Source organism: Frigoribacterium sp. CF331 (assembly GCF_057787905.1).
This window is the reverse complement of sequence record NZ_CM173545.1, coordinates 2,178,412-2,200,133: the sequence shown is the minus strand read 5'-3', so window position 1 is coordinate 2,200,133 and position 21,722 is coordinate 2,178,412. Positions and strand designations below refer to the sequence as shown.

Here is a 21,722-nt window from a genome sequence, read left to right as displayed (position 1 = left end):
GTGATGGCACAGTGTCCCTCAGCCCGGACGAGGGCCTCGCAGCGCTGCGGTACCGGGCGTCGGGTCGACCTCGTCGAACCCCTGGATCGAGAGGTCGATGATGACCGTTCCGTTCGCGGACCACGAGATGTCGCGCCGCACCCTGCTGAGATGGGGTGCCGCGGCCGGCCTCTTCGTGACCACCACCAGCCTCGCCGGCTGCGCCGGTCCGACCGGCCTGCCGGGCCCGGGCACGCTGACGCTGGCCCTCAACCGCTCGTTGGTGAGCCTCGACAACAAGCTCAACCAGTTCGACGCCGCCGTCACCGTGCAACGTGCCGTGCGGCAGGCGCTCACGCGGATCGGCCCCGACATCACCCCCGAGCTCGTGCTCGCCGAGAGCTTCGAGCCGACGAGCGACACCCGGTGGACCGTCCGGCTGCGCGAGGGCGTGCAGTACTCGGACGGCACGCCGGTCACGGTCGAGGACGTCGCCACGGCCCTGCAGATGTACGAACAGGTGCAGGGCTCGTTCGTGGCCAGCTTCTTCCCCGAGTTCCCGACCGTCACCGCGATCGACGAGCGCACCTTCACGCTCGACTCGTCGCAGCCGATCCCCGTGCTCGACGCGCTGATGAGCAACATCCTGATCACCCCGGCGGCGGCCAACGCGCCGGAGGAGCTGCAGGACGGCGTGGGCAGCGGCCCGTTCGTCGTCACGCGCTTCAACCGTGGCGCGGGCACCTACAGCCTCACGCGCAACGAGCAGTACTGGGGCGAGGCACCGGGAGTCGAGCGGGTCGAGGTGAGGTTCCTGCCCGAGGAGTCCAGCCGCGTCATCGCCCTGCGCAGCGGCGAGGTCGACGTCATCGACTCGATCACCCCGGACTCGGCGACGCAGCTGCAGGGCCTGCCCGGCATCGCGCTCGAGGAGGCGTCGAGCCTGCGCATCAACCAGATCTTCTACAACTTCCGCAAGCCCGAGGGGCACCCGCTGGCCGACGCCCGGGTGCGCGAGGCGCTCAGCCACGCGATCGACGGCCGCGCCCTGGTGCGCGACGTGCTGACCGACTCGGTGACGCAGGCCGACGGCGTCGTGCCCTCGAGCCTGCTCGGCTACGCGAAGACCGGCGAGTACACCTACGACCCCGACCTGGCCCGCAGCACCCTCGCCGAGCTCGGGGCCAGCGACCTGACCTTGCGCATCATCTGGGAGACCGGCGAGTTCGCGGGCGACACCTTCATCATGGAGGCCCTCGTCGAGATGTTCGGGGCGATCGGCGTGCGGACCACCCTGCAGCAGTTCGAGCCGGGCGGGGACATCCTGCAGTGGCGTCAGGGCAAGGCCGGGGACTGGGACCTGCTGGGCAACGGCTTCTCGGCCCCGACCGGCCTGGCGCTGACCATCTTGCAGGGCATGTACGCGGGCACCGCCGAGAAGGAGCAGACCCGCGACACCTACCAGGGCTACGTGCAGCCCGACGTCGCCGAGGCCATCGCCCGGGCCTCGACCGAGCCCGACGCGACCCTGCGCCAGCAGCGGCTCGCCGAGGCGCAGCAGGCGGCGTGGGACACCTGGCCGTGCGCCTGGGCCTTCGTGCCCAAGTCGGTGCTCGCCCGCCGCGAGCGCGTCGAGGGCCTCGAGCTCGCGTCGTCGAACTCTTACCCGCTCTCGACCGTCCGACTGGGGGCCTGACCGTGGCGACCTACATCCTCAAGCGCCTCGGCCAGGGCCTGCTCACCGTGTTCCTCACGGTGTCGACGGTCTTCGTGCTGATCCGCCTCGCGCCCGGCGACCCCGCCGTCGCCTACGCCGGCCCCCTCGCCACGAACGAGCAGCTGGCCGCCGTGCGCGAGCAGTTCGGCCTCGACGATCCGCTGCTGCAGCAGTACGGCGTGTTCCTCCAGCAACTGTTCACCGGCAACCTCGGCACCTCGTACTCGTTCCAGGCCCCGGCCGTGCAGGTCGTGCTCGAACGACTGCCGTACACGCTGACCCTGTCGTTCGCGGCGATCCTGCTGGCCGCGGTCGTGTCGATCCCCCTCGGCGTCTGGATGGCCCGTCGCACCGACACCCGCCGCGAGACCGGCGTCAACGTCGTCGCGATCGCCGGCCAGTCGATGCCCGACTTCTGGACCGGCATCCTGCTGCTGAGCGCCTTCGCCGTGGTGATCCCGGTCTTCCCCGCCTCGGGGTTCGCGACCTGGGGCGGCCTCGTGCTGCCGACGGTGACGATCGCCATCCTGCAGGTGGCCCTCATCTCGCGGCTCGTCCGGCGCGAGATGGCGACGAACTTCTCGGCGCCCTACCTCACCGTGGCCCGCTCGCGCGGGGTCTCGGAGCGTGCCCTGACCTGGCGCTACGCCATGGGCAACTCGGCGATCCCCGTCTTCACGGCCCTCGGCACCCGCTTCGCGGCGATGCTGAACGGCGTCGTCGTGGTCGAGGTCGTGTTCGCCTGGCCCGGCGTCGGGTCGCTCATCGTGCGGGCGCTCGAGACCCGCGACTACCCCCTCATCCAGGCGACCGTGCTGGTCACGTCGCTGCTCGCCGTCGGCGTGCAGCTGCTGATCGACCTCGCCTACCCCCTGCTCGATCCGCGCGTGCGGCTCGGAAAGGCGAGTGCCGCATGAGCCGCATCGACACCACCGGGGAGGCGCGACCCACCGCGGTCACGCCCCGCCTGCTCTCCAGGTCGGAGGCGGCCCGGCGCTCCTCCGCCGCACGGGTCAAGCTGTGGGTCGGCGCGATCTGCGCCCTCGTGGTGATCGTCCCGATCGTGCTGGCCCAGGCCCTGCCGCTGCCCGACGCGAACGGCCAGGACCTCGGCAACCGCCTCGCGCCTCCGTTCACGGCCGGTCACCTGTTCGGCACCGACCAGCTCGGCCGCGACCTGCTGTCGCGGGTGCTGCACGGCGGGCAGGTCTCGCTCGCGATCGGGGTGCTCGCCGTCATCGTCTCGGGTGCCATCGGCGTCGTGCTCGGCTCGATCGCCGGCTTCTACGGACGCTGGGCCGACACCCTGATCAGCCGCCTGCTCGAGGCCCAGATGTCGCTGCCGCTGCTCATGATGCTGCTGCTCGTCGTGGCCCTGTTCGGCCCGTCGATACCCGTCATCACCTTCGTCATCGCGATCGCCCAGTGGCCGGAGGTCGCGCGACTGACGAGGTCGCTCGTCCTCGTCGAACGCGAGAAGCCCTACGTCTCGTCGGCCAGGACCCTCGGCCTGAACCGCTTCACCATCCTGCTGCGCCACGTCGTGCCCAACGTGATCAAGCAGGCGACGCTCGTCGTGCTGCTGCTGCTCGCGCAGGCGGTGCTGCTCGAGAGCGCCCTGAGCTTCCTCGGGGCGGGCCCGCAACGGCCCTTCGCCACCTGGGGCCGGATCATCTCGGACGGTCAGGACTACGTCACCACCGCGTGGTGGATGGTCACGATCCCCGGCCTGTTCATCGTGCTGCTCGTCGTCGGGGTGAACTTGCTGGGCGACGCCCTGCGGGACCGGCCGCGCCGGTCGGCGGCCTCGCGCCTCCGTCGGTTCGTCGGGCTGCGCCCCTCGACGCCCGCCGCCCCTCCGGCGTCCGCCGCCCGTCCGACGCCCGCCGCCCCCGAGAAGGGAACACCCGCATGAGCCTCGCGACCGCCGACGGCCACGACCCCGACCTGCTGCTCGAGGTGCGCGACCTGCAGATCGAGCTGATGACGGCGAACGGCGTCGTGCGCGCCGTCGACGGCGTCTCGTTCCACATCGCCCGCGGCGAGACCGTCACGATCATCGGCGAGTCCGGCTCGGGCAAGTCGACCACCGCCATGGGCGTGCTGCAGCTGCTGCCCGCCGACCTCGCCGTCGTCTCGGGGCACGTCCGCATCACCGGGCTCGACGTGCTCGCCGACGCCTCGGCGGTGCGGAAGGTCCGCGGGCGGGCCGTAGCCCTGATCCCTCAAGACCCCATGACCGCGCTCAGCCCGGTCCGGTCGATCGGCTCGCAGCTCGGCGAGGCGATCCGGATCGCCGGGGCTGCCAGTGGGCGCGCCGGCGTCACCGCGCGAGCCGTGCGACTGCTCGAACAGGTGCACATCCCCGACCCGACGGCCCAGCTCAAGAAGTTCCCGCACCAGCTCTCGGGCGGCATGCTGCAGCGCGTGCTGATCGCGATCGCGCTGGCCTGCGAGCCGCAGCTCATCGTGGCCGACGAGCCCACCAGCGCCCTCGACGTGACGGTGCAGGCCGGCATCCTCGACCTCCTGCTCGAACTGCAGGAGCAGCGCGGCATCGGCCTGCTGATGATCACCCACGACCTCGGCGTCGCGCGCCTGGTGTCCGACCGCATCCACGTGATGAGGGCGGGCGTGTTCGTCGAGTCGGGCGACGTCCGACAGATCGTCGAGCACCCGGCCGACCCCTACACGCAGGGGCTGCTCGCCGCGGTGCCCACCCTGGGCGCCTGGGACGAGACCCCCGGCGCGCCCACGACCACCCGCAGCAACGACCGCCCGGAGGCCACCCGTGTCTGACACCATCCTCGAGGTCGACGACCTGGTCGTCGACTACGGCAGCGGCACGGGCGCCCACCGCGCCGTCGACCACGTGTCGTTCTCGGTGCGCCGCGGCAGCACGTTCGCCATCGTCGGCGAGTCGGGCTGCGGCAAGTCGACGATCGCCAAGGCCGTCATGCGGCTGCTGCAACCGACCAGCGGGCGCATCGTGCTCGACGGCACCGACCTGGCGACCCTGTCGGAGGCGCGGCTGCGGCCCCTGAGGCACCGGTTCCAGATGGTGTTCCAAGACCCCTACGGCTCGCTCGACCCGCACCTCAGCGCCCGCGACATCGTCGCCGAGCCGCTGCGGCTGCGGGGCGTCCGGTCGGCTCAGGACCGCGCCGCGGAGGCCGCCCGCCTGATCGACCGGGTCGGGCTGCCCTCGACGGCGCTCGACCGTCGCCCGCACGAGTTCTCGGGCGGCCAACGACAGCGCATCGGCATCGCCCGGGCGCTGGCCTCGAGCCCCGACCTGCTGATCTGCGACGAGGCGACGAGCGCCCTCGACGTGTCGGTGCAGGCGCAGGTGCTCGAGCTGCTGCGCGAGATCCAGGTCGACACGGGCATCACCTACGTGGTCATCTCGCACAACCTCGGCGTCGTGCAGCAGATCAGCGAGAGCGTGCTGGTCATGAAGCAGGGGGCCGTCGTCGAGCAGGGTGACACCGCCCGGGTGCTCACCTCGCCCGCCGAGGACTACACGCGCCGCCTCCGCCGGGCCGCCCTCGACCCCGCGACCATGACGGGCGTCAAGCCGCGCCACGTGGTCCGCAGCCTCTCGACCGGAGTGACCGCATGACCCGGACCGACACCGTCACGACCGCCGACGAGGCCGGGACGCGCACCGCGCCTCCCCGGCTCGTGCTCGGCACGATGACCTTCGGCGACACCGTCGACGAGGCCACCGCCGGCCGCATGCTCGACACGGCGCTCGACGCCGGCGTCCGCTGGGTCGACACCGCCAACGCCTACGTGGGCGGCGTCACCGAGACCATGCTCGGCCGGTTGCTCGCCGGGCGACGCGACGACGTCGTGCTCGCCTCGAAGGCCGGCATGCCGCACGCCGACGCCGGAGGGCTGCCCCCGCTGTCGGCCGTCGCCCTGCGGGCGAGCGTCGAGGCGAGCCTGCGCCGCCTGGGCACCGACCGGCTCGACCTGTTCTACCTGCACCAGCCCGACCGGCTGACCACGCTCGACGAGACCCTGTCGACCGTCGCCGCCCTGGTCGACGAGGGCAAGCTGCTCGCGCTCGGCGTCTCGAACCACGCCGCCTGGCAGATCGGCGACGTCGAACGCGTGGCCGACGCCGTCGGGGCGCCCCGCCCGGTCGTCGCCCAACAGCTCTACAACCTCGTCGCCCGACGCCTGGACGACGAGTACCTCGAGTTCGCGGGCGTCCACGGCATCGAGACGATGGTCTACAACCCGCTCGGGGGCGGCCTGCTGACCGGTCGCCACCGGTTCGACGAGACCCCCGTCGCCGGTCGCTTCGGCGACTCGGCCCTCGCCGAGATGTACACGAAGCGGTACTGGGACGCCGGGCTGTTCGCCGCGATCGACCGACTGTCGGGCGTCGCCGCCGAGGCCGGGCTGTCACTCGTCGAGCTCGCCCTGCGCTGGGTCGCCCACCGCCCGGGGGTCGGCTCGGTGCTGCTCGGCGGGTCGCGCCCCGAGCAGCTGACCGCCAACGCCTCCGCGATCGCCGACGGGCCGCTGCCGGACGACGTGGTCGCGGCCTGCGACGAGGTCGGACGGTCGCTGCGGGGGCCGATGCCTCCGTACGCCCGGTGACCCGCACCTCCTGACCCCCGCCTCCCGACCTTCCCGCACGCACGCCCCGCACGAGAGAGAGAACCATGAGCACCGCCAGCGACTTCGCCCGGACGATCCGCCACCGCGAGAAGGCGGTCGGCTACTGGGTCACCCTCGACGCCCCGCCGGCGACCGAGCGCATCGCGCGACTCGGCTACGACTACGTCTGCCTCGACGCGCAGCACGGCCTCTTCGGCTACCAGGGCATGATGACCGGCCTGCTCGCGATCGACGCCGGGCAGACCTCGGCCGGCCTGGTGCGGGTCGAGGCGAACGACATCACGCCCATCGGCAAGGCACTCGACGCGGGCGCGGCCGGCGTCATCGTGCCGCTCGTCGACACCGCCGAGGACGCCGCGGCCGCCGTCCGCAGCGCCAAGTACCCGCCGCACGGACGCCGCTCGTACGGGCCCATGCGGTCGAGCCTGCGCATCGGCCCCGTGCCCGCCGAGGCGGACGACACCACGCTCGTGCTCGCCATGATCGAGACGCCCGACGGGCTCGCGAACGTCGAGGCGATCGCCGCGACCCCCGGGCTCGACGGGCTCTACGTCGGCCCGAGCGACCTGTGCATCGCGGTCGGCGGCGCCTACCCCGGCGACCCGGCGGTGCAGGAGGCCTTCGACGCGGCACTCGTCCGCGTGGCCGCCGCGGCCGAGGCGGCGGGCGTCGCGGCCGGCATCCACACCCCGCACGGCGACGTCGCCCGACAGCGCCTCGCTGCCGGTTACACGTTCGCCACGGTCGCCGGCGACCTCAACCACCTCGAGGCCGCGGCGCGCGACCACCTGCAGCGCGCGCTGGCGGGCGACGACGCGGACGCGACCGCGGGAGGCGCGGCGTGAGCACCGAGGACGCCCCCGCGGCCGACACGGCGTCGGTCGGCCCGGACGGCTTCGTCGCGGACGGTCGGCTGCGGCCCGACGAGGACGGGCGTGCCTGGGCGTACCTGCCGACGGCCACGGTCCAGTCGCACGCGGCCAACCTGGCCGAGCTGCCCGACGGCCGCCTGGCCTGCGTCTGGTTCGGCGGCACGCAGGAGGGCGTGTCCGACATCCACGTCTGGTCGTCGACGCTCGACGGCGACACGTGGTCCGAGCCCGTCCGCCTGAGCGACGACCCGGCACGCTCCGAGCAGAACCCCGTGCTCTTCGTCGCCCCGTCGGGCGACGTCTGGCTGCTCTACACGGCGCAGCGGGCCGGCAACCAGGACTCCGCCGAGGTGCGCCGCCGGGTCTCGACCGACGGCGGCAGCACCTGGGGCGAGCCCTCGACCCTCTTCGCCGCGGACGAGGTCGGCGGCGTCTTCGTGCGCCAACCGCCGCTCGTGACCCGCGGCGGCGACCTGCTCGTGCCGGTCTTCCGCTGCGTGACGACCCCCGGGCGCGCGTGGGTGGGCGACCACGACACGAGCTCGGTCATGACCTCCCGGGACGGCGGCGCCACGTGGGGTGAGGTCGCCGTCCCGGGCAGCACCGGAGCCGTCCACATGAACGTCCACGAACTGCCCGACGGGTCGCTGCTCGCGCTGTTCCGCAGCCGCTGGGCCGACGCCGTGCACGAGTCGCGCTCGACGGACGGCGGCCGCACCTGGTCGCGGCCCGTCGCGACCGAGCTGCCCAACAACAACTCGTCGGTGCAGTGGGTGCCGCTCGCCGACGGTCGCCTCGCGATCGTCTACAACCACCGCCGTGCGGACGCCACGACCGAGCGCCGGCTCGGGCTCTACGACGAGATCGACGAGTCCGGCATCGTCGAGCAGGCGACGCCGCCCGGCGTGGACGCCGACGCCGATGCCGACGGGGGCATCGTCACCGACCAGGAGGCGCGGGCCGGCGACGGCCGGACGGCGTTCTGGGGCACCCCCCGAGCGCCGATGTCGCTGGCCGTGTCGTCGGACGGCGGCCGCAGCTGGCCGCACCGCGTCGACCTCGAGGACGGCGACGGCTGGTGCCTCTCGAACAACTCGCGCGACGGGCTCAACCGTGAACTGTCGTACCCGAGCATCACGCAGACGAGCGACGGCGCCGTGCACGTGGCCTACACCTGGCACCGCCGGGTGATCCGCCACGTGCGCCTGTCGCCCGCCGACCTGCCCGGCCCGGGCCGGGTGGACTGAGACGTGGCCGACGCAGGGACGGATGCCGTGCCGACGGGGGTCGGGACAGGTGCCGGCCGGCACGCCGTCGTCACGGGCTGCAGCTCGGGCATCGGGCGGGCTATCGCCGAGTACCTGCTGGCCGGGGGCTGGCACGTCACCGGCCTGAGCCGTCGTCCCGTCGACCTCGGCGACGGGTTCGCCTGGATCGGCTGCGACCTCTCGGTGCCGGCCGCCGTGCGGGCCGCGGTCGCCGACGTGGGGCCGGTCGACGCCGTCGTGCACGCCGCCGGCTTCCAGGTCGCCGCGCCGCTGGGCCGGCTCGACCCGGCCGCCCTCGAAGGCATGTGGGCCGTGCACGTCGGGGCGGCGGCCACCCTCGTCGACGCGCTCGTCGACCGGCTCTCGGACGGCGGCCGCATCGTGCTGATCGGCAGCCGCACCGCCGTCGGCGTCGCGGGCAAGAGCCAGTACGCGGCGACCAAGGCGGCGCAGGTCGCGCTGGCCCGCAGCTGGGCGGCCGAGCTGGCGCCCCGCGGCGTCACCGCCAACGTCGTGGCACCGGGCCCCACCGACACGCCGATGCTCGCGGACCCGGCCCGCGCCTCCTCGGCTCCGGTCGTGCCGCCGCTGGGCGCGCTCGTCGACCCGGTCGACGTGGCCGCGCTCGTCGCGTTCGTGCTCGGGCCGCACGGGCGGAGCATCACGGGGCAGGCGCTCGTCGTCTGCGGAGGCGCCTCGCTCTGAGGCCCGGGCGGGCCACGACGTCACGGGGCGTCATCCGTCGGCCGCACGGGTCGCGGGGGCCGCGGGGGCCGCACCACCGCCGCGTCGTCGAACCACCCTCCGGGGTGGTTCGACGACGCGAGCGTGGTGCGACCTGCCCCGGGTAGATGTCCGGAAACCGATGCGCAGCCCCACCGTTGTTTTGATTCATTCAAAAGAAGGCGTAGAGTGGTGTCCACGCCGACGGAGGCCAGGGCCACCGTCGAGAACCTCGGCGACGCCCTCCCCCGCCGGTCACCGCCCGCTCGATCGAACCGATCGCGAGCCCCCGACCAGCAGCACCCACCCAGCCCCGAGGAGTCACCGTGAACACCAGCACCACGACCACCCGCACCGCCGTCACCCCCCTCGGCGGCCGCTACGTCGGCTCGACCGACCTCTCGACCGTCGGCTCGTACGTGGGCCCGGTCGCCGCCGACGTCGCGCCCGGCGCCTACGTCAGCACGGCCGCCCGTCGCGACCTCTCGATCGGCCGCTACACGGCGAGCGCCCTGCGCCGCCTCTCGACCGTGACGTCGTCCGTCCGCACCGCCACGGGGTCGATCCACACGGCGACCGGTTCGGTCCGCACCGCGTAGTCCCCGCCACCCCGTCCGGTCGCACGACCTGAACCCGTGCGACCGTGCCCCGAGGAGGCGCGGGTCGCGTCCACGAGGACGCCCCACCCCCTCACACGACATGCCGCCCACCTCGAGAGGTGGGCGGCATGTCGTGCGTCGTGTGACCGGCGACCGGCGCCACACGTCAGGCGTCCGGCGAGTCGCTCCCCGCTACAGCGTCGCTGCCGACGGGTCCCAGCCCTCGTCGAGCGGCACGGGCTGCTGCACGGCCGACTCGACGGCGACGGGCGAGCCCTGCTCGGCGGCCGACGAGATCGCCAGCAGGACGTCGAGCACGTGCGAGGCGACGGCCCCGCTGGCCCGCTCGGCGTCCCCGCCGCGGATGGCCCGGGCGAGGTCGAGCACGCCCGACCCCCGGCCGTAGGTCGAGCCCACGGCCGTCAGGGTCTCCGGCTCGTCCCGGCCGAAGCGCCAGAGGCTCGAGTCGCCCTCGAACGTGTTCGGATCGGGCAGCACGAGGGTGCCCTCGGTGCCGCTGATCTCGACGAACCCCATGCGCGGCAGCGCGTTCTGGAACGAGAACGTCGACTGCGCCGACTGCCCGCCCGCGAACTCGATCAGGGCCGCGTGGTGCGTCGGCACCTCGACGGGGAAGGTCTGACCGGCGCGGGGGCCGCTGCCGACCGTGCGCGTGTCGAACGACTTCGACGACACGGCGCTGACCCGGCTGGCCGAGCCGAAAGCGTGCACGAGCGTCGTCACGTAGTACGGCCCCATGTCGAACAGGGGCCCCGCGCCGATCGCGAACAGGAAGTCGGGGTTGGGGTGCCACGACTCGGGCCCGGGCACGTGGAACATCGTGGTCGCCGTCAGCGGCTGGCCGATGTCGCCGCGCGCGATGGCGCGCATGGCGGTCTGGACGCCGGCACCCAGGACGGTGTCGGGCGCGCAGGCCACGCGGACGCCCGCGGCCTCGGCCGCCGCGAGCAGGTCGCGGGCCGACTCGTGGTCGAGGGCCAGCGGCTTCTCGCTCCAGACGTTCTTGCCCGCGGCGACGATCCGCCGCCCGACCTCGGCGTGCACGGCCGGGATCGTCAGGTTGACGACGATCTCGATCTCGTCGATCGCGAGCAGCTCGTCGACCGTGCCGTGACCCGGGACGCCGTACGTCTCGGCCTGCGCCTTGGCGCGGTCGAGGTCGAGGTCGGCGACGAACAGCACCTCGAGGTCGGCGAACCGCGTCATGTTCTCGAGGTAGGTGCCGCTGATGACACCCGCGCCGATCACGCCGACGCCGACGCGACCCGTGCGGGGGGCCGCGGTGTCGAGGCCGCTCACTTGTCGTTCTCCTGCAGCCAGGCGAACGACTCGGCGACGCCGTCGAAGACGTCCGCCGCGTAGTCGTCGAACTCGACGACGCGCAGCGCGTGCGGCGCCGCGGCGAGCACGGCCGCCACGTCGACGTCGCCCTGGCCGGCCGGGGTCTGGTTCTTGAAGGCGGCGGCGAGCGCGTCGGGCACCTCGAGGGCGCTCTCGCTGCTCGGCAGGGCCGTGGCGATGTCGCCCGAGATCTTGCCGTCCTTGACGTGCAGGAACTGCACGCGGTCACCCAGCGAGCGCAGCAGCGCCGGGGTGTCCATGCCGCCGACGGTCGACCAGAACGTGTCGATCTCGAGGACGACGTCGTCGTTCAGGCGCTCGAGGAAGAAGTCGTAGACGGGCCGGCCGTCGACCTGGTTCGCGAACTCCCACTGGTGGTTGTGGTACCCGAAGCGCAGGCCCGACGCCGCGGCGAGCACCTGCAACTCGTTGACGCGGTCGGCGATCGCCCGGGCGTCGTCGGCGGTCTGCCAGCGGTCGCTCGGGATGAAGGGGTCGATGACGGTGCCGATGCCGAGCTGGACCGCGGCGGCGAAGGCCCGCTCGGGCTCGTCGGAGTCGATGACCGGCGCGTGGCCCGAGGGTGCGATGACGCCCGAGTCGGCGAAGGCCTTCTCGAACTCGTCGGCGCGCTCGACGAACGAGTACGGCTCGACCTTGGTGAAGCCGATCTCGGCGATGCGGGCGACGGCGCCCTGCAGGTCGGCCGAGACGGCCTCTCTGACCGTGTAGAGCTGCACGGAGGGTGACGAGGTCATGGGGGGACTCCTTTGTCGTGGTGACGGCGGGTGGCTCGCGTCAACTCTGCCACTTGTGTCGACCGTTGACAAAAGATCGACGCGAATCGACACCGAACGTATCTGCACGACGGTCGTCGCCCATCGGTCTCGGCGGCACCTGCGACCGCGGGAGGCGCGGGTCGGGAGGCGCGGACGGTGGCCGACCCGCGCCTCCCGGGTTCACCGCCGGCCGGCCGTCTCGCGGTCGTCGACCGTGCGCACGGCGCCGGTCTCGACGCGCTCGGCGAGGATGCGCCGACGACGACGGCCGAGCGACAGGGCCCCCGGCACCACGAGGACGACGGCGATGGCGATCCAGAGCCCGACGGTCAGCGGGCTCGACACGAGGATGCCCGGGTCGCCCTCGGACAGGATCATCGCCCGACGCAGCTGCTGCTCGAGCAGCGGCCCGAGGATGAGCCCCACGACGGCGGGCGCGACGGGGATGTCCGCGATGCGCAGCAGCAGGCCGAGCGCACCGATGCCCGCCAGCAGGAAGAGGTCGGTGGTCGACCCGCCCGCCGAGTAGGCGCCCAGGCAGGCGAACACGACGACCGCGGCGTAGATGGCCCACGCCGGGATGGTCAGCACCCGGGCCCACACCTTGACCAGCGGCAGGTTGAGCACGAGCAGCATGACGTTGCCGATGTAGAGCGACGCGATGAGGGCCCAGACGAGGTCGCCGGACTCGGCGAACAGGGTCGGTCCGGGCTGCAGGCCGTACGACTGGAACGCCGTGAGGATGACCGCGGCCGTGGCCGAGGTCGGCAGCCCGATGGTCAGCAGGGGCACGAGCACGCCCGCCGCGGCGGCGTTGTTCGCGGCCTCGGGCCCGGCCACGCCCTCGATGGCGCCGTGGCCGAACTCGTCCTTGTGCTTCGAGAGCCGCTTCTCGGTCGCGTACGACAGGAAGGTCGGGATCTCGGCCCCTCCGGCCGGCAGCGACCCGATCGGGAACCCGAGGGCCGTGCCGCGCAGCCACGCGGGCCACGAGCGCTTGAACTCGTCGCGGGTCAACAGCGCCCGACCCTTGACCGGCTGGACGGTCGTGCGGCCGGTCTTCGCGAGGACGTGCCCGAGCGCCTCGCTGATCGCGAACAGGCCGACGACCACGAGCACGACGTCGATGCCGTCGAAGAGGCCGCCGTTGCCGAAGGCGAGCCGGGCCTGGCCGGACTGCGCGTCGATGCCGACGAGTCCGATGGTGAGGCCGATCAGCAGGCTGGCGGCGCCCTTCAACAGGCTCGGGCCGAGCAGCGCGGACACGGTCACGAACGCGATCACCATGAGGGCGACGTACTCGGGCGGCCCGAGCTGGACGGCGAAGTCGGCCACCCAGGGGGCGACGAACGTGATGGCGATCGTGCCGACCGTGCCGGCGACGAACGAGCCGAGTGCGGCGGTGGCGAGGGCCGACGCGGCGCGACCGGCCTTGGCCATCTTGTTGCCCTCGATGGCCGAGACGATCGAGGCGGACTCCCCCGGGGTGTTCAACAGGATCGACGTCGTCGACCCGCCGTACATGCCGCCGTAGTAGATGCCGGCGAACAGGATGAGCGCCGCCGCCGGGTCGAGGCGGAACGTGATGGGCAGCAGCAGGGCGACCGTCAGGGCCGGCCCAATGCCGGGCAGCACGCCCACCGCGGTGCCGATGGTGACGCCGAGCAGCGCCCAGAGCAGGTTCTCGGGCGTCAGCGCCGCCTCGAAGCCCTGCATCAGCAGGTTCAACTGGTCCATGGTCTAGAACCCCCAGGGTCCGGCCGGCAGCGCCAGGCCGATCACGCGGTCGAACAACAGGACGATGACGCCGGCGAGCACGAGCCCGTAGAGCGCCAGCCGCCACCACGGGCGCGGCGAGCCGAGCACGAGGGCCCCGGCGACGAACAGGGCGACCGAGACGACGGTGAAGCCGACGAAGGGCAGCAGCAGCCCGTAGACGACGATGCCGGCCAAGAGGCCGAGCACGCTCCAGAGGCGCGGGCTGACCGGGCCGACGCCGCGACGCACGACGACCAGGACGAACCGCAGGTTCACGACGACGAGCGCGGCACCCACCAGTGCGAGCAGCACCCCGATGATGGTCGGGAAGGCCGCGGGCCCGAGGGGCTCGCTCGTCGGGCGCAGCGACGCGGCGTCGCTCAGCACGACGACCGCGGCCACGACGAGCAGCAGGCCCACGACGGCCGTGACGGCGCCGCTGACCACCGCCGGGTGGTCGACGGCCCGCGCGGCGACGGACGACGGAGGCGCGGCGCGGCGGTCGCGGACCGTCCGCACCTCGGTGGTGTCGAGGCCGGGCGGCCCCGACTTCTCGCGCCGGCGGGCGCTCATCGGTCGCCTCCCAGCCCGATGTCGTCGAGGACCGTGCCGATGGTCTCCTCTTGCGCGGCGACGAACTCGTCGAACTCGGGGCCGGTCAGGAACTCGTCGCCCCAGCCGCGGGTCTGGACGATGTCGCCCCAGGCCTCGGTGTCGTGCATCTCGGTGAGCATGGTGACCAGCGCCTCCTCGTCTTCTTCGCTGATGCCGGGGGGCGCGGCGACGCCGCGCCAGTTCTGCAGCTCGACGTCGAGGCCCTGCTCGTGGAAGGTCGCCACGTCGGGCAGGTTCTCGACCCGCTCGGGGCTCGACACCGCGAGCGCCCGCACCGAGCCGTCGGCGATGTAGGGCGCGATCTCGCTGATGCCCGAGATACCGGCGGTCGACCGACCCGAGAGGAGGGTCGTGAGCGCCTCGCCGCCACCCGAGTGGGCGACGTACGAGACCTCGGCCGGGTCGGCACCGGCCGCCTGCGCGAAGAGGCCGGCGAGGATCTGCTCGACCCCGCCCGCCGAGCCGCCCGAGATGGACTGGGCGCCGACGTCGTCGCGCATGAGCTGGGCGAACTGGTCGAGGGACTCGATCTCGGAGTCGGCCGGCACGACGAGCACGAGGTACTCGGTGCTCAACCGGGCCAGCATCGTGACGTCCTGCAACGAGTAGGGCGACTCGTTCGTGATGACGGCGCCGATCATGATCGCGCCGGTGGCCATCAGCTGGCTCGCGTCGCCGCGGTGCTGGACGAACTGGGCGAGGCCCGGGGTGCCGCCCGCGCCTCCGACGTTGTAGACCTCGCTGCGACCGATCACGTCGGCGAGCGAGGACTGCATGGCGCGCGCCGTCTGGTCCCAGCCGCCGCCGGGGTTGGCCGGCGCCATGATGCGCAGCTGCTGGCCCCCGAGGGCGGCCTGGATGGCGGTCGCCGGGCTGGCGCTGCGGGTCAGGTTGGTCGTCACGAGGGCGACCACGACGGCGATCGCGAGGGCCACGACCACCCCCAGGCCGATGCGGTCTCGGAGGCCCCCGCCGGGGGCACGTTCGTCTTCGGGCACCGTTGCTCCTGATCGATCGTCGACGTCTTCGTCACACTCTGTATACAGTGACGAGCCCCCGACGTCAACGAGGAGGCGCGCTCGGCCGGGCGGGTCAGCCCAGTTCGGCGTCGACCTCGAGGCGCAACAGGTCGAGCCGGATCTCGCGGGCGCGCTGCATGTGCCGCCGGGCGACGGCACCGGCGCGCACGGCGTCGCGCTCGCGGATCGCCGCCACGATCAGGGCGTGCTCGTCGAGGGCCTCGACCCAGCGGTCGCCCACCGACAGGGTCGAGCTCGGGGTGTGGATCAGGTGGACCGACAGCCGTTCGAGCAGGTCGAGCAGCACGGGGTTGTGCGCGGCGTCCCACAGCGCCGCGTGGAACTCGAGGTTCGTCGTCATGCGCAGGCGGTCGGAGGGCTCGACGAGAGCGCGGTCGCGGGCCAGGAGCCCGTCGAGCCGCTCGAGGTCGTGGTCGTCGCGGGTGGTCGCGGCCTGCGACGCCACCTCGGCCTCGAGCATGATGCGCACGTCGTAGACCTGCACGACCTCTCGCGCGTCCACGCGCTTGACGAAGAGGCCCCGGGCACCGCGCTCGAGCAGGCGTTCGTGCTCGAGTCGCCCGAGCGCCGCCCGCACGGGCGTGCGCGAGACGCCGAAGCGCTCGGCCAGCACGACCTCGCGCAACGCGGCACCGGGCGGGATGGTGCCCGAGAGGATCTGGGCGCGCAACTCGTCGTGGATCGAGTCGCCGTCGTGTCGCATGGGCCGCTCGGCCCCGTCGCCGCGCACGTCGTCGGCCGCGGCCGCACCCGCGGCGCCGGTCGACCTCACCGGCTAGGCGGCCAGGCCGGCCCGCCGGCCGAACACCGCCCCTGCCGCCAGGCCGGAACCCCCGGGGTAGTTGCCGGAGAAGAGCCCGCCGAGCGCCTCGCCGACGGCGAAGAGCCCCGGCACGGTCGACCCGTCGTCGCGTCGCACCCGGCCGTCGACGTCGCCCGCCAGTCCGCCGAAGGTGAAGGTGATGCCACAGGTCACAGGGTAGGCGAAGAACGGACCCGTCTCGAGGGGCGTCGCCCAGTTGCTCTTCGGGGGCGTGACGTCGGCCCGCCGGCCGTCCTTGACGGTCGGGTCCCACGGCACCGAGAGGTCGATCGAGGCGTTGTACTCGCGGATCGTCGCGACGAACGCGTCCGCGTCGACGTCGAGCGAGGCGGCGAGCTGCTCGAGCGTGTCGGCCTGCACGACGCTGATGCCGGGCATGTCGTACTCCTCGGTGCGCAGCATCGGACGCAGCGTGGCGTCGAAGACCTGGTAGGCGATGCCGCCGGGTTGTCCGAGGATGCGCCCGCCGAACTTGGCGTACGTGTAGTTGCGGAAGTCCTCGCCCTCGTCCACGAAGCGCCGGCCCTCACGGTTCACGATGACCCCGAGCGGGTAGCTCTGGCGGGTGAAGCGGTTGGTCAGCTCGCGGTTGCCCTCGTTGTCGGGGTGGAAGGCGTCCCACTGCACGCTGTGCGCGGTGGTCCAGTCACCGCCACGGGCGGCCCCGAGGTCGAGGGCGGCCTCGATGAGCTCGCCCGTGTTGAGGGGCGTGCCGCGCACGACGGCCGAGCCCCAACCCGGGCCGAGGTGGCGCTCCCGCAGCTCGGGGCTCGACTCGAACCCGCCCGACGCGACGACCACCGACTCGGCCCGCACCTCGTGCTCGCGACCCTCGGCGTCGACGCAGGTCACGCCCGTGACCGACACCGGCGCCGCGCCTCCCGCCGCCGCGTCACCGACCTCCGCCGCGCCTCCGTCGGGCGACGTGACGAACCCGGTGACGCGGACCCCGTAGGCGACCCGGTAGCCGAGCCGATCGGCGACCGCGCGGTGGTCGGCGATCAGCCCCTTGCCCCCGTCGACGTTGCCGAGGTGGAGCCCGCCCCAGAACAGGTAGCCGCCGCCGTCGCGCTCGTAGGCCTGGCGCTCGTACATGAGGCGGTAGCGGAGGCCCAGGTCGTGCAGCCAGGCGACGGCGTCGCGCGACTCGTCGACGAGCACGGCCGTCAGGTCGGGGTCGTTGCGGCCCGAGGTGACCTTCCGGAGGTCGGCCGCGTACTCGGCGGCGGGGTACGGCGGCACCTCGGTGACGTCGTGCCGGTCGTCGGGCTCGACGATGTCGACCAGGTCGGCGAGTCCGTCGTGCGCGATGCGGGTCGCCCCGGCGGTGTAGTAGCTGTTGCCGCCCGACTCGGCTTCGCCGCCCCGTTCGAGGAGCAGCACGCTCCGGCCCCGCGAGGCGGCGGCGTGGGCCGCCGTGAAACCGGCGTTGCCACCACCCACCACGACGACGTCGACGGACTCGGGCAGGGACGTGTCGGGCATGGGTTCTCCTCGTCGAGACGGACCATTAGTGTATACACTAACTAGCCCCGGTGTCGACCCCGGGGGCCCGAGGCACGAGGGCGTCCGGTCCCGCCGACCGGGCACGTCACCCGAGGACGGCCTACCGTCGCCCGTGTCATGACGCCCCCGACCGACCCGACCGCCCCCTCCCCCGCCACCTCCGATGCGGACGGCGTCCGGGTCGCCCCGACGGTCGGCCCGGTCGACGCCCCCGACCTGCACCTCATGACCTACAACATCCGTCGTCGCATGCCCCAGGTGCTCTCGACGAGGCACGCGCGGGCGGACCGCTGGGCGTCCCGGCTGCCGGCCCTGCGCCTCCTGCTCGAGGCCGAGGCCCCGGCGGTGCTCGGCATCCAGGAGGCGCTGCCCGACCAGTCGGCGCAGCTCTCGGAGGCACTCGGCGAGCGGTACGCCTCGGTGGGGACCGGGCGCGACCGCGACCGTGGCGGCGAGCGCGTCGAACTGCACGTCGACACGACCCGGCTCACCATCGTGCGGCACGAGTCGTTCTGGCTGTCAGCGACGCCCCGCGTGCCGGGCTCGCACACCTACGGCAACATGATCCCCCGCACGGCCGTCCACGCCGAGCTCGAGGACCGGGCGACCGGTGCCCGGCTGCACGTCGTCGTGACCCACTTCGACCACCTCTCGGCCCGGTCGCGGCGGCACTCGGCCGTGCAGCTGCGCACCTTCACCGACGCCCTCGAGGGTCCCGTCGCGGTGATGGGCGACTTCAACGCCGTCGTCGGCTCGCCCGCGCACCGCGAGCTGACCCGCGGACGACTCGTCGACAGCCGCGAGGTCGCCGGCGAACGCCTCGACCCGGGCTGGGGCTCGTACTCGGACTACGGGCCGCCGCGCGTCGGCGGCCGTCGCCTCGACTGGCTGCTCGTCGACGGCGCGGCCCACGTCGACCGGGCGGGCGTCGGAGCCCTCCGCCCCGGCGGCGTCGCCCCCTCCGACCACGACCCCGTGCACGCCGTCGTGCGCTGGCCGTCCGGGCAGTCCCCGTCCGAGCAGTCCCCGTCCGAGCACCGCCCCCAGGAGGCCTGAGATGCCCACCGTCGCCGAGGCCTTCCTCCGCCGCCCGCACGGCACGCTCGAGTACGTCGCCGACGCCGTCCGGGTGGTCGCCGCCCTGAGCGTCGTCGTGGTCGGCGTCGGGTGGGGCGTGGTCGAGATCGCGGTGCTCATGCTGGCGCTGCTCGGCACCCTCGTGCCCCGCATGCTGGGCCTGCGCGCCTCGGTCGACCTGATGGTCGGCGTCGCCGTCCTCGGGGCCGCCTGGAGCAGCGTCTTCGAGCTCTACACCCGCGTCGCCGGCTACGACACCGTCGTGCACTTCGTGCTCAACGGCCTGCTGGCCGCGGTCGTCGTCGTGCTCGCCCGGCGCGTCGGCTGGGTCGTCTCGCCGGACGACGCCGGACGAGGAGGCGCGGGGCGTTCCGCCCGCGTCGGCTCAGTCGTGCTGACGGTCGCCTTCGGCCTCGCCGCGGGCACCCTGTGGGAGATGGGCGAGTGGGCGGGCCACACCCTCGTCGACTCCGCGATCTTCGTGGGCTACGACGACACGATCGGCGACCTCGCCGCGGGCGGCCTCGGGTCGCTCCTGGCCGGGCTGGCGATGCCGTTCGTCGTGGGGGGCGACGTCCGCGGGCGTGTCGCGCGCGCCTCCTCGTCCGGCGTCGACGGTGGCGCGGTCGGCGTCGGGCCCGACGCCCTCGGACACGGCCGCCCGCGCGTCCACCACCGGTGACGGTGCCCAGCCGAGGCGCGTGAACACGCCGGCCGGGTCGGCCCGCAGCCAGCGCGACCAGGGCAGGCCGTCGGTGCCGTGCACCGTGAACGAGTGCAGCGCCCGGTAGGTGCGCAACCACGGCGCGTTGCCCGGGTCGAGCGGCCGGGCCGAGATGCCCGTGACAACGTCGCGGCGGTAGGCGATGCGCCCCCGGCCGGCGAGCTGACGGTCGCCGAGGTGCAGGGCGAGGTCCATGTCGTCGTGCAGCAGGGTCTCGTGCCGGTGCACCTCGTCGCGCACGTCGAGCCAGGCGGTGCGACGCATCATCATCGTCGAGCCGAACAGCGGCCAGTGCGCCAGGGCGGCCCCGATCACGAGGTGGTACGCACCGACGTACAGGGCCGAGAGCAGGCGCTCGACCCCGACCGGCGCGTCGTAGAAGCGGGCGTTCGTGCTGACGGCGAGCACGTCGGCGTCGTCGGCGAGGGTGCCCACCAGGTCGGCGACCCAGGTGCGGGGCAGGACGCTGTCGGCGTCGACCCGGCCGATGAGGTCGGCGGGCGGGTGCGGGGTCGGGGAGGCCGCGGGGCGCCCGTCGGGGCCGACGCCCGCGGCCGCGTCGTAGCCGGTGCTCGCCGCGGCGGCGATGCCCACCTGGGGCTCGGTGACCACGCGGGCACCGTGCCGCAGGGCCACCTCGACCGTGTCGTCGGTGCTGCCGTTGTCGACCACGATCACCTCGTCGGGCACGCGGGTCTGCCGGGCGAGCGACCGGAGGCACGCGTCGAGCAGGGCTCCGTCGTCTCGGACGGGGACGACCACGGAGACACGCACCAGCCCATCCAACCCGGTCGAGCACGTTCCCGTCGACCGCCGACACCCCAGGACGTCGCCGAGACCCCCGCGCGCGCACGCGGGTCTCGGCGACTTCCCGGGGTCTCGGCGCTCCGCGGGGTCCGCGGGGTCCGGCCGCGCGTCCGCCCGCCGGGAGCAGACTCGGCACATGATCCCGACCGCCGCCGAACCGATCGTCCCGATGCTCGCCAAGGCCGTGGCCGAGGTGCCCGAACCCGACTCCGTCGAGGGCGGGCTGAGCTACGAACCGAAGTGGGACGGGTTCCGCGGCATCGTCTACGCCACGCGGGCCGAGGCCGACTCCGCGGGCGACGCCGAGGCCGACGCCCCGGGCGACGCCCGGCTGACCGTCGAGATCGGCAGCCGCGGGTCGAAGATGCTCACGCGGTACTTCCCCGAACTCGTCGAGGCCCTGGCGCGCGTGCTGCCCGGGCCCTGCGTCCTCGACGGCGAGATCGTCGTCCGCACCGGCGAGCCGGGCCACGAGCGGCTCGACTGGGAGGCCCTCGGCCAGCGCATCCACCCCGCGGCCTCGCGCGTCGCCACGCTCAGCGTCGAGACCCCGGCGACGTTCGTCGCCTTCGACCTGCTCGCCCTGGGCGACCGCGACCTGCTCGACTCCCCCTTCGCCGAGCGTCGCGCGCTGCTGCTCGAGACCGTGGCAGGCGCGGGTCACCCCCTCCACGTCACGCAGGCGACCGACGACGTCACGACGGCCCGTCGGTGGCTGACCGAGTTCGAGGGCGCCGGGCTCGACGGGGTCGTGGCGAAGCCGACCCGCGCCTCCTACGCCCCGGGGAAGCGGACGATGCTGAAGGTCAAGCACCACCGGACCGCCGACGTGGTGGTGCTCGGCTACCGCGTCCACAAGAGCGGTTCGGGGGTGGGGTCGCTGTTGCTCGGCCTGTACGACGACGAGGGCGAGCTGCACGGCGTGGGAGGCGCGTCCGCGTTCTCGGACGCCCGTCGCCTCGAGCTCGTCGACGAGCTGGCGCCGTACGTCGACCGCGACGAGGACGGCGAGGTGCGGCACGCCGAGACCGAGCGCAGCCGCTTCTCGTCGGGCAAGGACGTGTCGTTCGTGCCCCTCCGCCCCGAGCGCGTGGTCGAGGTGCGCTACGACCAGATGGAGGGCACGCGCTTCCGCCACACCGTCCAGGTCGAACGGTGGCGCGACGACCGCGAGGCCCGCTCGTGCGGCTACGACCAGCTCGAGGTGCCCGCGGCGTACGACCTGGGTGAGGTGCTCGCCTAGGCGACCCGCGCCTCCTCGGTGCCACCGCACCGCGTCTCGTGCACCGCACCGCGTCTCGTGCAGCGCACCGCGTCTGGTGCACGGCGCCGCGTCTCGTGCACCGCACCGCGTCTAGGCGCGGTGTGATGCACGAAAGGCGGTGCCGCGCGGCGCGGGTCAGTCGGCGGCGGGCTTCCGCACGCGGCTGGGCTGCGT

The 21,722-nt window shown here is 73.5% G+C and carries 20 protein-coding genes and 1 pseudogene; 13 read left to right on the top strand and 8 right to left on the bottom strand.

Annotated elements, in window-relative coordinates:
- The first annotated feature begins 97 nt into the window (after positions 1–97).
- From AC3CCI_RS10265 to AC3CCI_RS10220, 10 genes are all read left to right on the top strand, one after another.
- Entirely contained in the window at positions 98–1,675 is a 1,578-nt protein-coding gene (locus AC3CCI_RS10265; protein ID WP_488627122.1) for an ABC transporter substrate-binding protein, read from the top strand.
- 2 nt (positions 1,676–1,677) lie between these two features.
- Complete coding sequence (locus AC3CCI_RS10260; protein WP_488627121.1) at positions 1,678–2,613, top strand: ABC transporter permease; 936 nt, start codon at positions 1,678–1,680, stop codon at positions 2,611–2,613.
- On the top strand, positions 2,610–3,611 hold the full coding sequence (locus tag AC3CCI_RS10255) for an ABC transporter permease (protein WP_488627120.1): 1,002 nt from the start codon (positions 2,610–2,612) through the stop codon (positions 3,609–3,611). The genes AC3CCI_RS10260 and AC3CCI_RS10255 overlap by 4 nt, the downstream gene beginning before the upstream one ends.
- Entirely contained in the window at positions 3,608–4,495 is an 888-nt protein-coding gene (locus AC3CCI_RS10250; RefSeq protein WP_488627119.1) for an ABC transporter ATP-binding protein, read from the top strand. The genes AC3CCI_RS10255 and AC3CCI_RS10250 overlap by 4 nt, the downstream gene beginning before the upstream one ends.
- Positions 4,488–5,318, top strand: coding sequence for an ABC transporter ATP-binding protein (locus tag AC3CCI_RS10245; protein ID WP_488627118.1), 831 nt, complete (start codon positions 4,488–4,490; stop codon positions 5,316–5,318). The genes AC3CCI_RS10250 and AC3CCI_RS10245 overlap by 8 nt, the downstream gene beginning before the upstream one ends.
- A complete protein-coding gene (locus AC3CCI_RS10240) occupies positions 5,315–6,310 on the top strand; it encodes an aldo/keto reductase (RefSeq protein ID WP_488627117.1) in 996 nt (331 codons plus the stop codon). Before AC3CCI_RS10245 ends, AC3CCI_RS10240 begins: the two co-directional genes overlap by 4 nt.
- Before the next feature lie 65 nt (positions 6,311–6,375).
- Entirely contained in the window at positions 6,376–7,176 is an 801-nt protein-coding gene (locus AC3CCI_RS10235; RefSeq protein WP_354595492.1) for an HpcH/HpaI aldolase family protein, read from the top strand.
- On the top strand, positions 7,173–8,450 hold the full coding sequence (locus tag AC3CCI_RS10230; RefSeq protein ID WP_488627116.1) for a sialidase family protein: 1,278 nt from the start codon (positions 7,173–7,175) through the stop codon (positions 8,448–8,450). The genes AC3CCI_RS10235 and AC3CCI_RS10230 overlap by 4 nt, the downstream gene beginning before the upstream one ends.
- Positions 8,451–8,453: 3 nt before the next feature.
- A complete protein-coding gene (locus tag AC3CCI_RS10225; protein ID WP_488627115.1) occupies positions 8,454–9,176 on the top strand; it encodes an SDR family NAD(P)-dependent oxidoreductase in 723 nt (240 codons plus the stop codon).
- 344 nt (positions 9,177–9,520) lie between these two features.
- Complete coding sequence (locus AC3CCI_RS10220; RefSeq protein WP_488627114.1) at positions 9,521–9,793, top strand: hypothetical protein; 273 nt, start codon at positions 9,521–9,523, stop codon at positions 9,791–9,793.
- Between the two features lie 192 nt (positions 9,794–9,985).
- Here AC3CCI_RS10220 and AC3CCI_RS10215 read toward each other — a convergent pair whose 3' ends face one another.
- From AC3CCI_RS10215 to tcuA, 7 genes are all read right to left on the bottom strand, one after another.
- Positions 9,986–11,113 carry a Gfo/Idh/MocA family protein gene (locus AC3CCI_RS10215; protein WP_488627113.1) on the bottom strand — a complete coding sequence of 376 codons (1,128 nt, stop codon included), beginning with the start codon at positions 11,111–11,113 and terminating at the stop codon, positions 9,986–9,988.
- Positions 11,110–11,913, bottom strand: coding sequence for a sugar phosphate isomerase/epimerase family protein (locus AC3CCI_RS10210; protein ID WP_488627112.1), 804 nt, complete (start codon positions 11,911–11,913; stop codon positions 11,110–11,112). Before AC3CCI_RS10210 ends, AC3CCI_RS10215 begins: the two co-directional genes overlap by 4 nt.
- Positions 11,914–12,114: 201 nt before the next feature.
- Entirely contained in the window at positions 12,115–13,671 is a 1,557-nt protein-coding gene (locus AC3CCI_RS10205) for a tripartite tricarboxylate transporter permease (protein WP_354595498.1), read from the bottom strand.
- Positions 13,672–13,674: 3 nt separating this feature from the next.
- Positions 13,675–14,265: a tripartite tricarboxylate transporter TctB family protein gene (locus AC3CCI_RS10200; protein ID WP_488627111.1), complete on the bottom strand. Its 591-nt coding sequence runs from the start codon at positions 14,263–14,265 to the stop codon at positions 13,675–13,677.
- Positions 14,262–15,305: a Bug family tripartite tricarboxylate transporter substrate binding protein gene (locus AC3CCI_RS10195; protein ID WP_488627110.1), complete on the bottom strand. Its 1,044-nt coding sequence runs from the start codon at positions 15,303–15,305 to the stop codon at positions 14,262–14,264. The genes AC3CCI_RS10200 and AC3CCI_RS10195 overlap by 4 nt, the downstream gene beginning before the upstream one ends.
- A 94-nt stretch (positions 15,306–15,399) precedes the next feature.
- Positions 15,400–16,119, bottom strand: coding sequence for a GntR family transcriptional regulator (locus AC3CCI_RS10190; protein ID WP_488627109.1), 720 nt, complete (start codon positions 16,117–16,119; stop codon positions 15,400–15,402).
- A 3-nt stretch (positions 16,120–16,122) separates the two neighbouring features.
- Positions 16,123–17,655, bottom strand: coding sequence for an FAD-dependent tricarballylate dehydrogenase TcuA (tcuA, locus tag AC3CCI_RS10185; RefSeq protein ID WP_488627108.1), 1,533 nt, complete (start codon positions 17,653–17,655; stop codon positions 16,123–16,125).
- A 138-nt stretch (positions 17,656–17,793) separates the two neighbouring features.
- Between tcuA and AC3CCI_RS10180 the strand changes: the two genes are divergently transcribed.
- Positions 17,794–18,732, top strand: coding sequence for an endonuclease/exonuclease/phosphatase family protein (locus AC3CCI_RS10180; RefSeq protein WP_488627107.1), 939 nt, complete (start codon positions 17,794–17,796; stop codon positions 18,730–18,732).
- A 1-nt stretch (position 18,733) separates the two neighbouring features.
- Positions 18,734–19,435 (top strand): DUF2238 domain-containing protein, encoded by a 702-nt coding sequence (locus AC3CCI_RS10175; RefSeq protein WP_488627106.1) that lies wholly within the window; start codon positions 18,734–18,736, stop codon positions 19,433–19,435.
- Positions 19,436–19,660: 225 nt separating this feature from the next.
- On the opposite strand, the pseudogene AC3CCI_RS10170 reads toward AC3CCI_RS10175, so the two are convergent.
- Positions 19,661–20,422, bottom strand: a pseudogene (locus tag AC3CCI_RS10170) (glycosyltransferase family A protein); the annotation flags it as partial.
- On the opposite strand from AC3CCI_RS10170, the gene AC3CCI_RS10165 reads away from it, so the two are divergent.
- Positions 20,421–21,527: an ATP-dependent DNA ligase gene (locus AC3CCI_RS10165; protein WP_354595505.1), complete on the top strand. Its 1,107-nt coding sequence runs from the start codon at positions 20,421–20,423 to the stop codon at positions 21,525–21,527. The pseudogene AC3CCI_RS10170 and the gene AC3CCI_RS10165 overlap by 2 nt on opposite strands.
- The last annotated feature ends 195 nt before the right edge of the window (positions 21,528–21,722 follow it).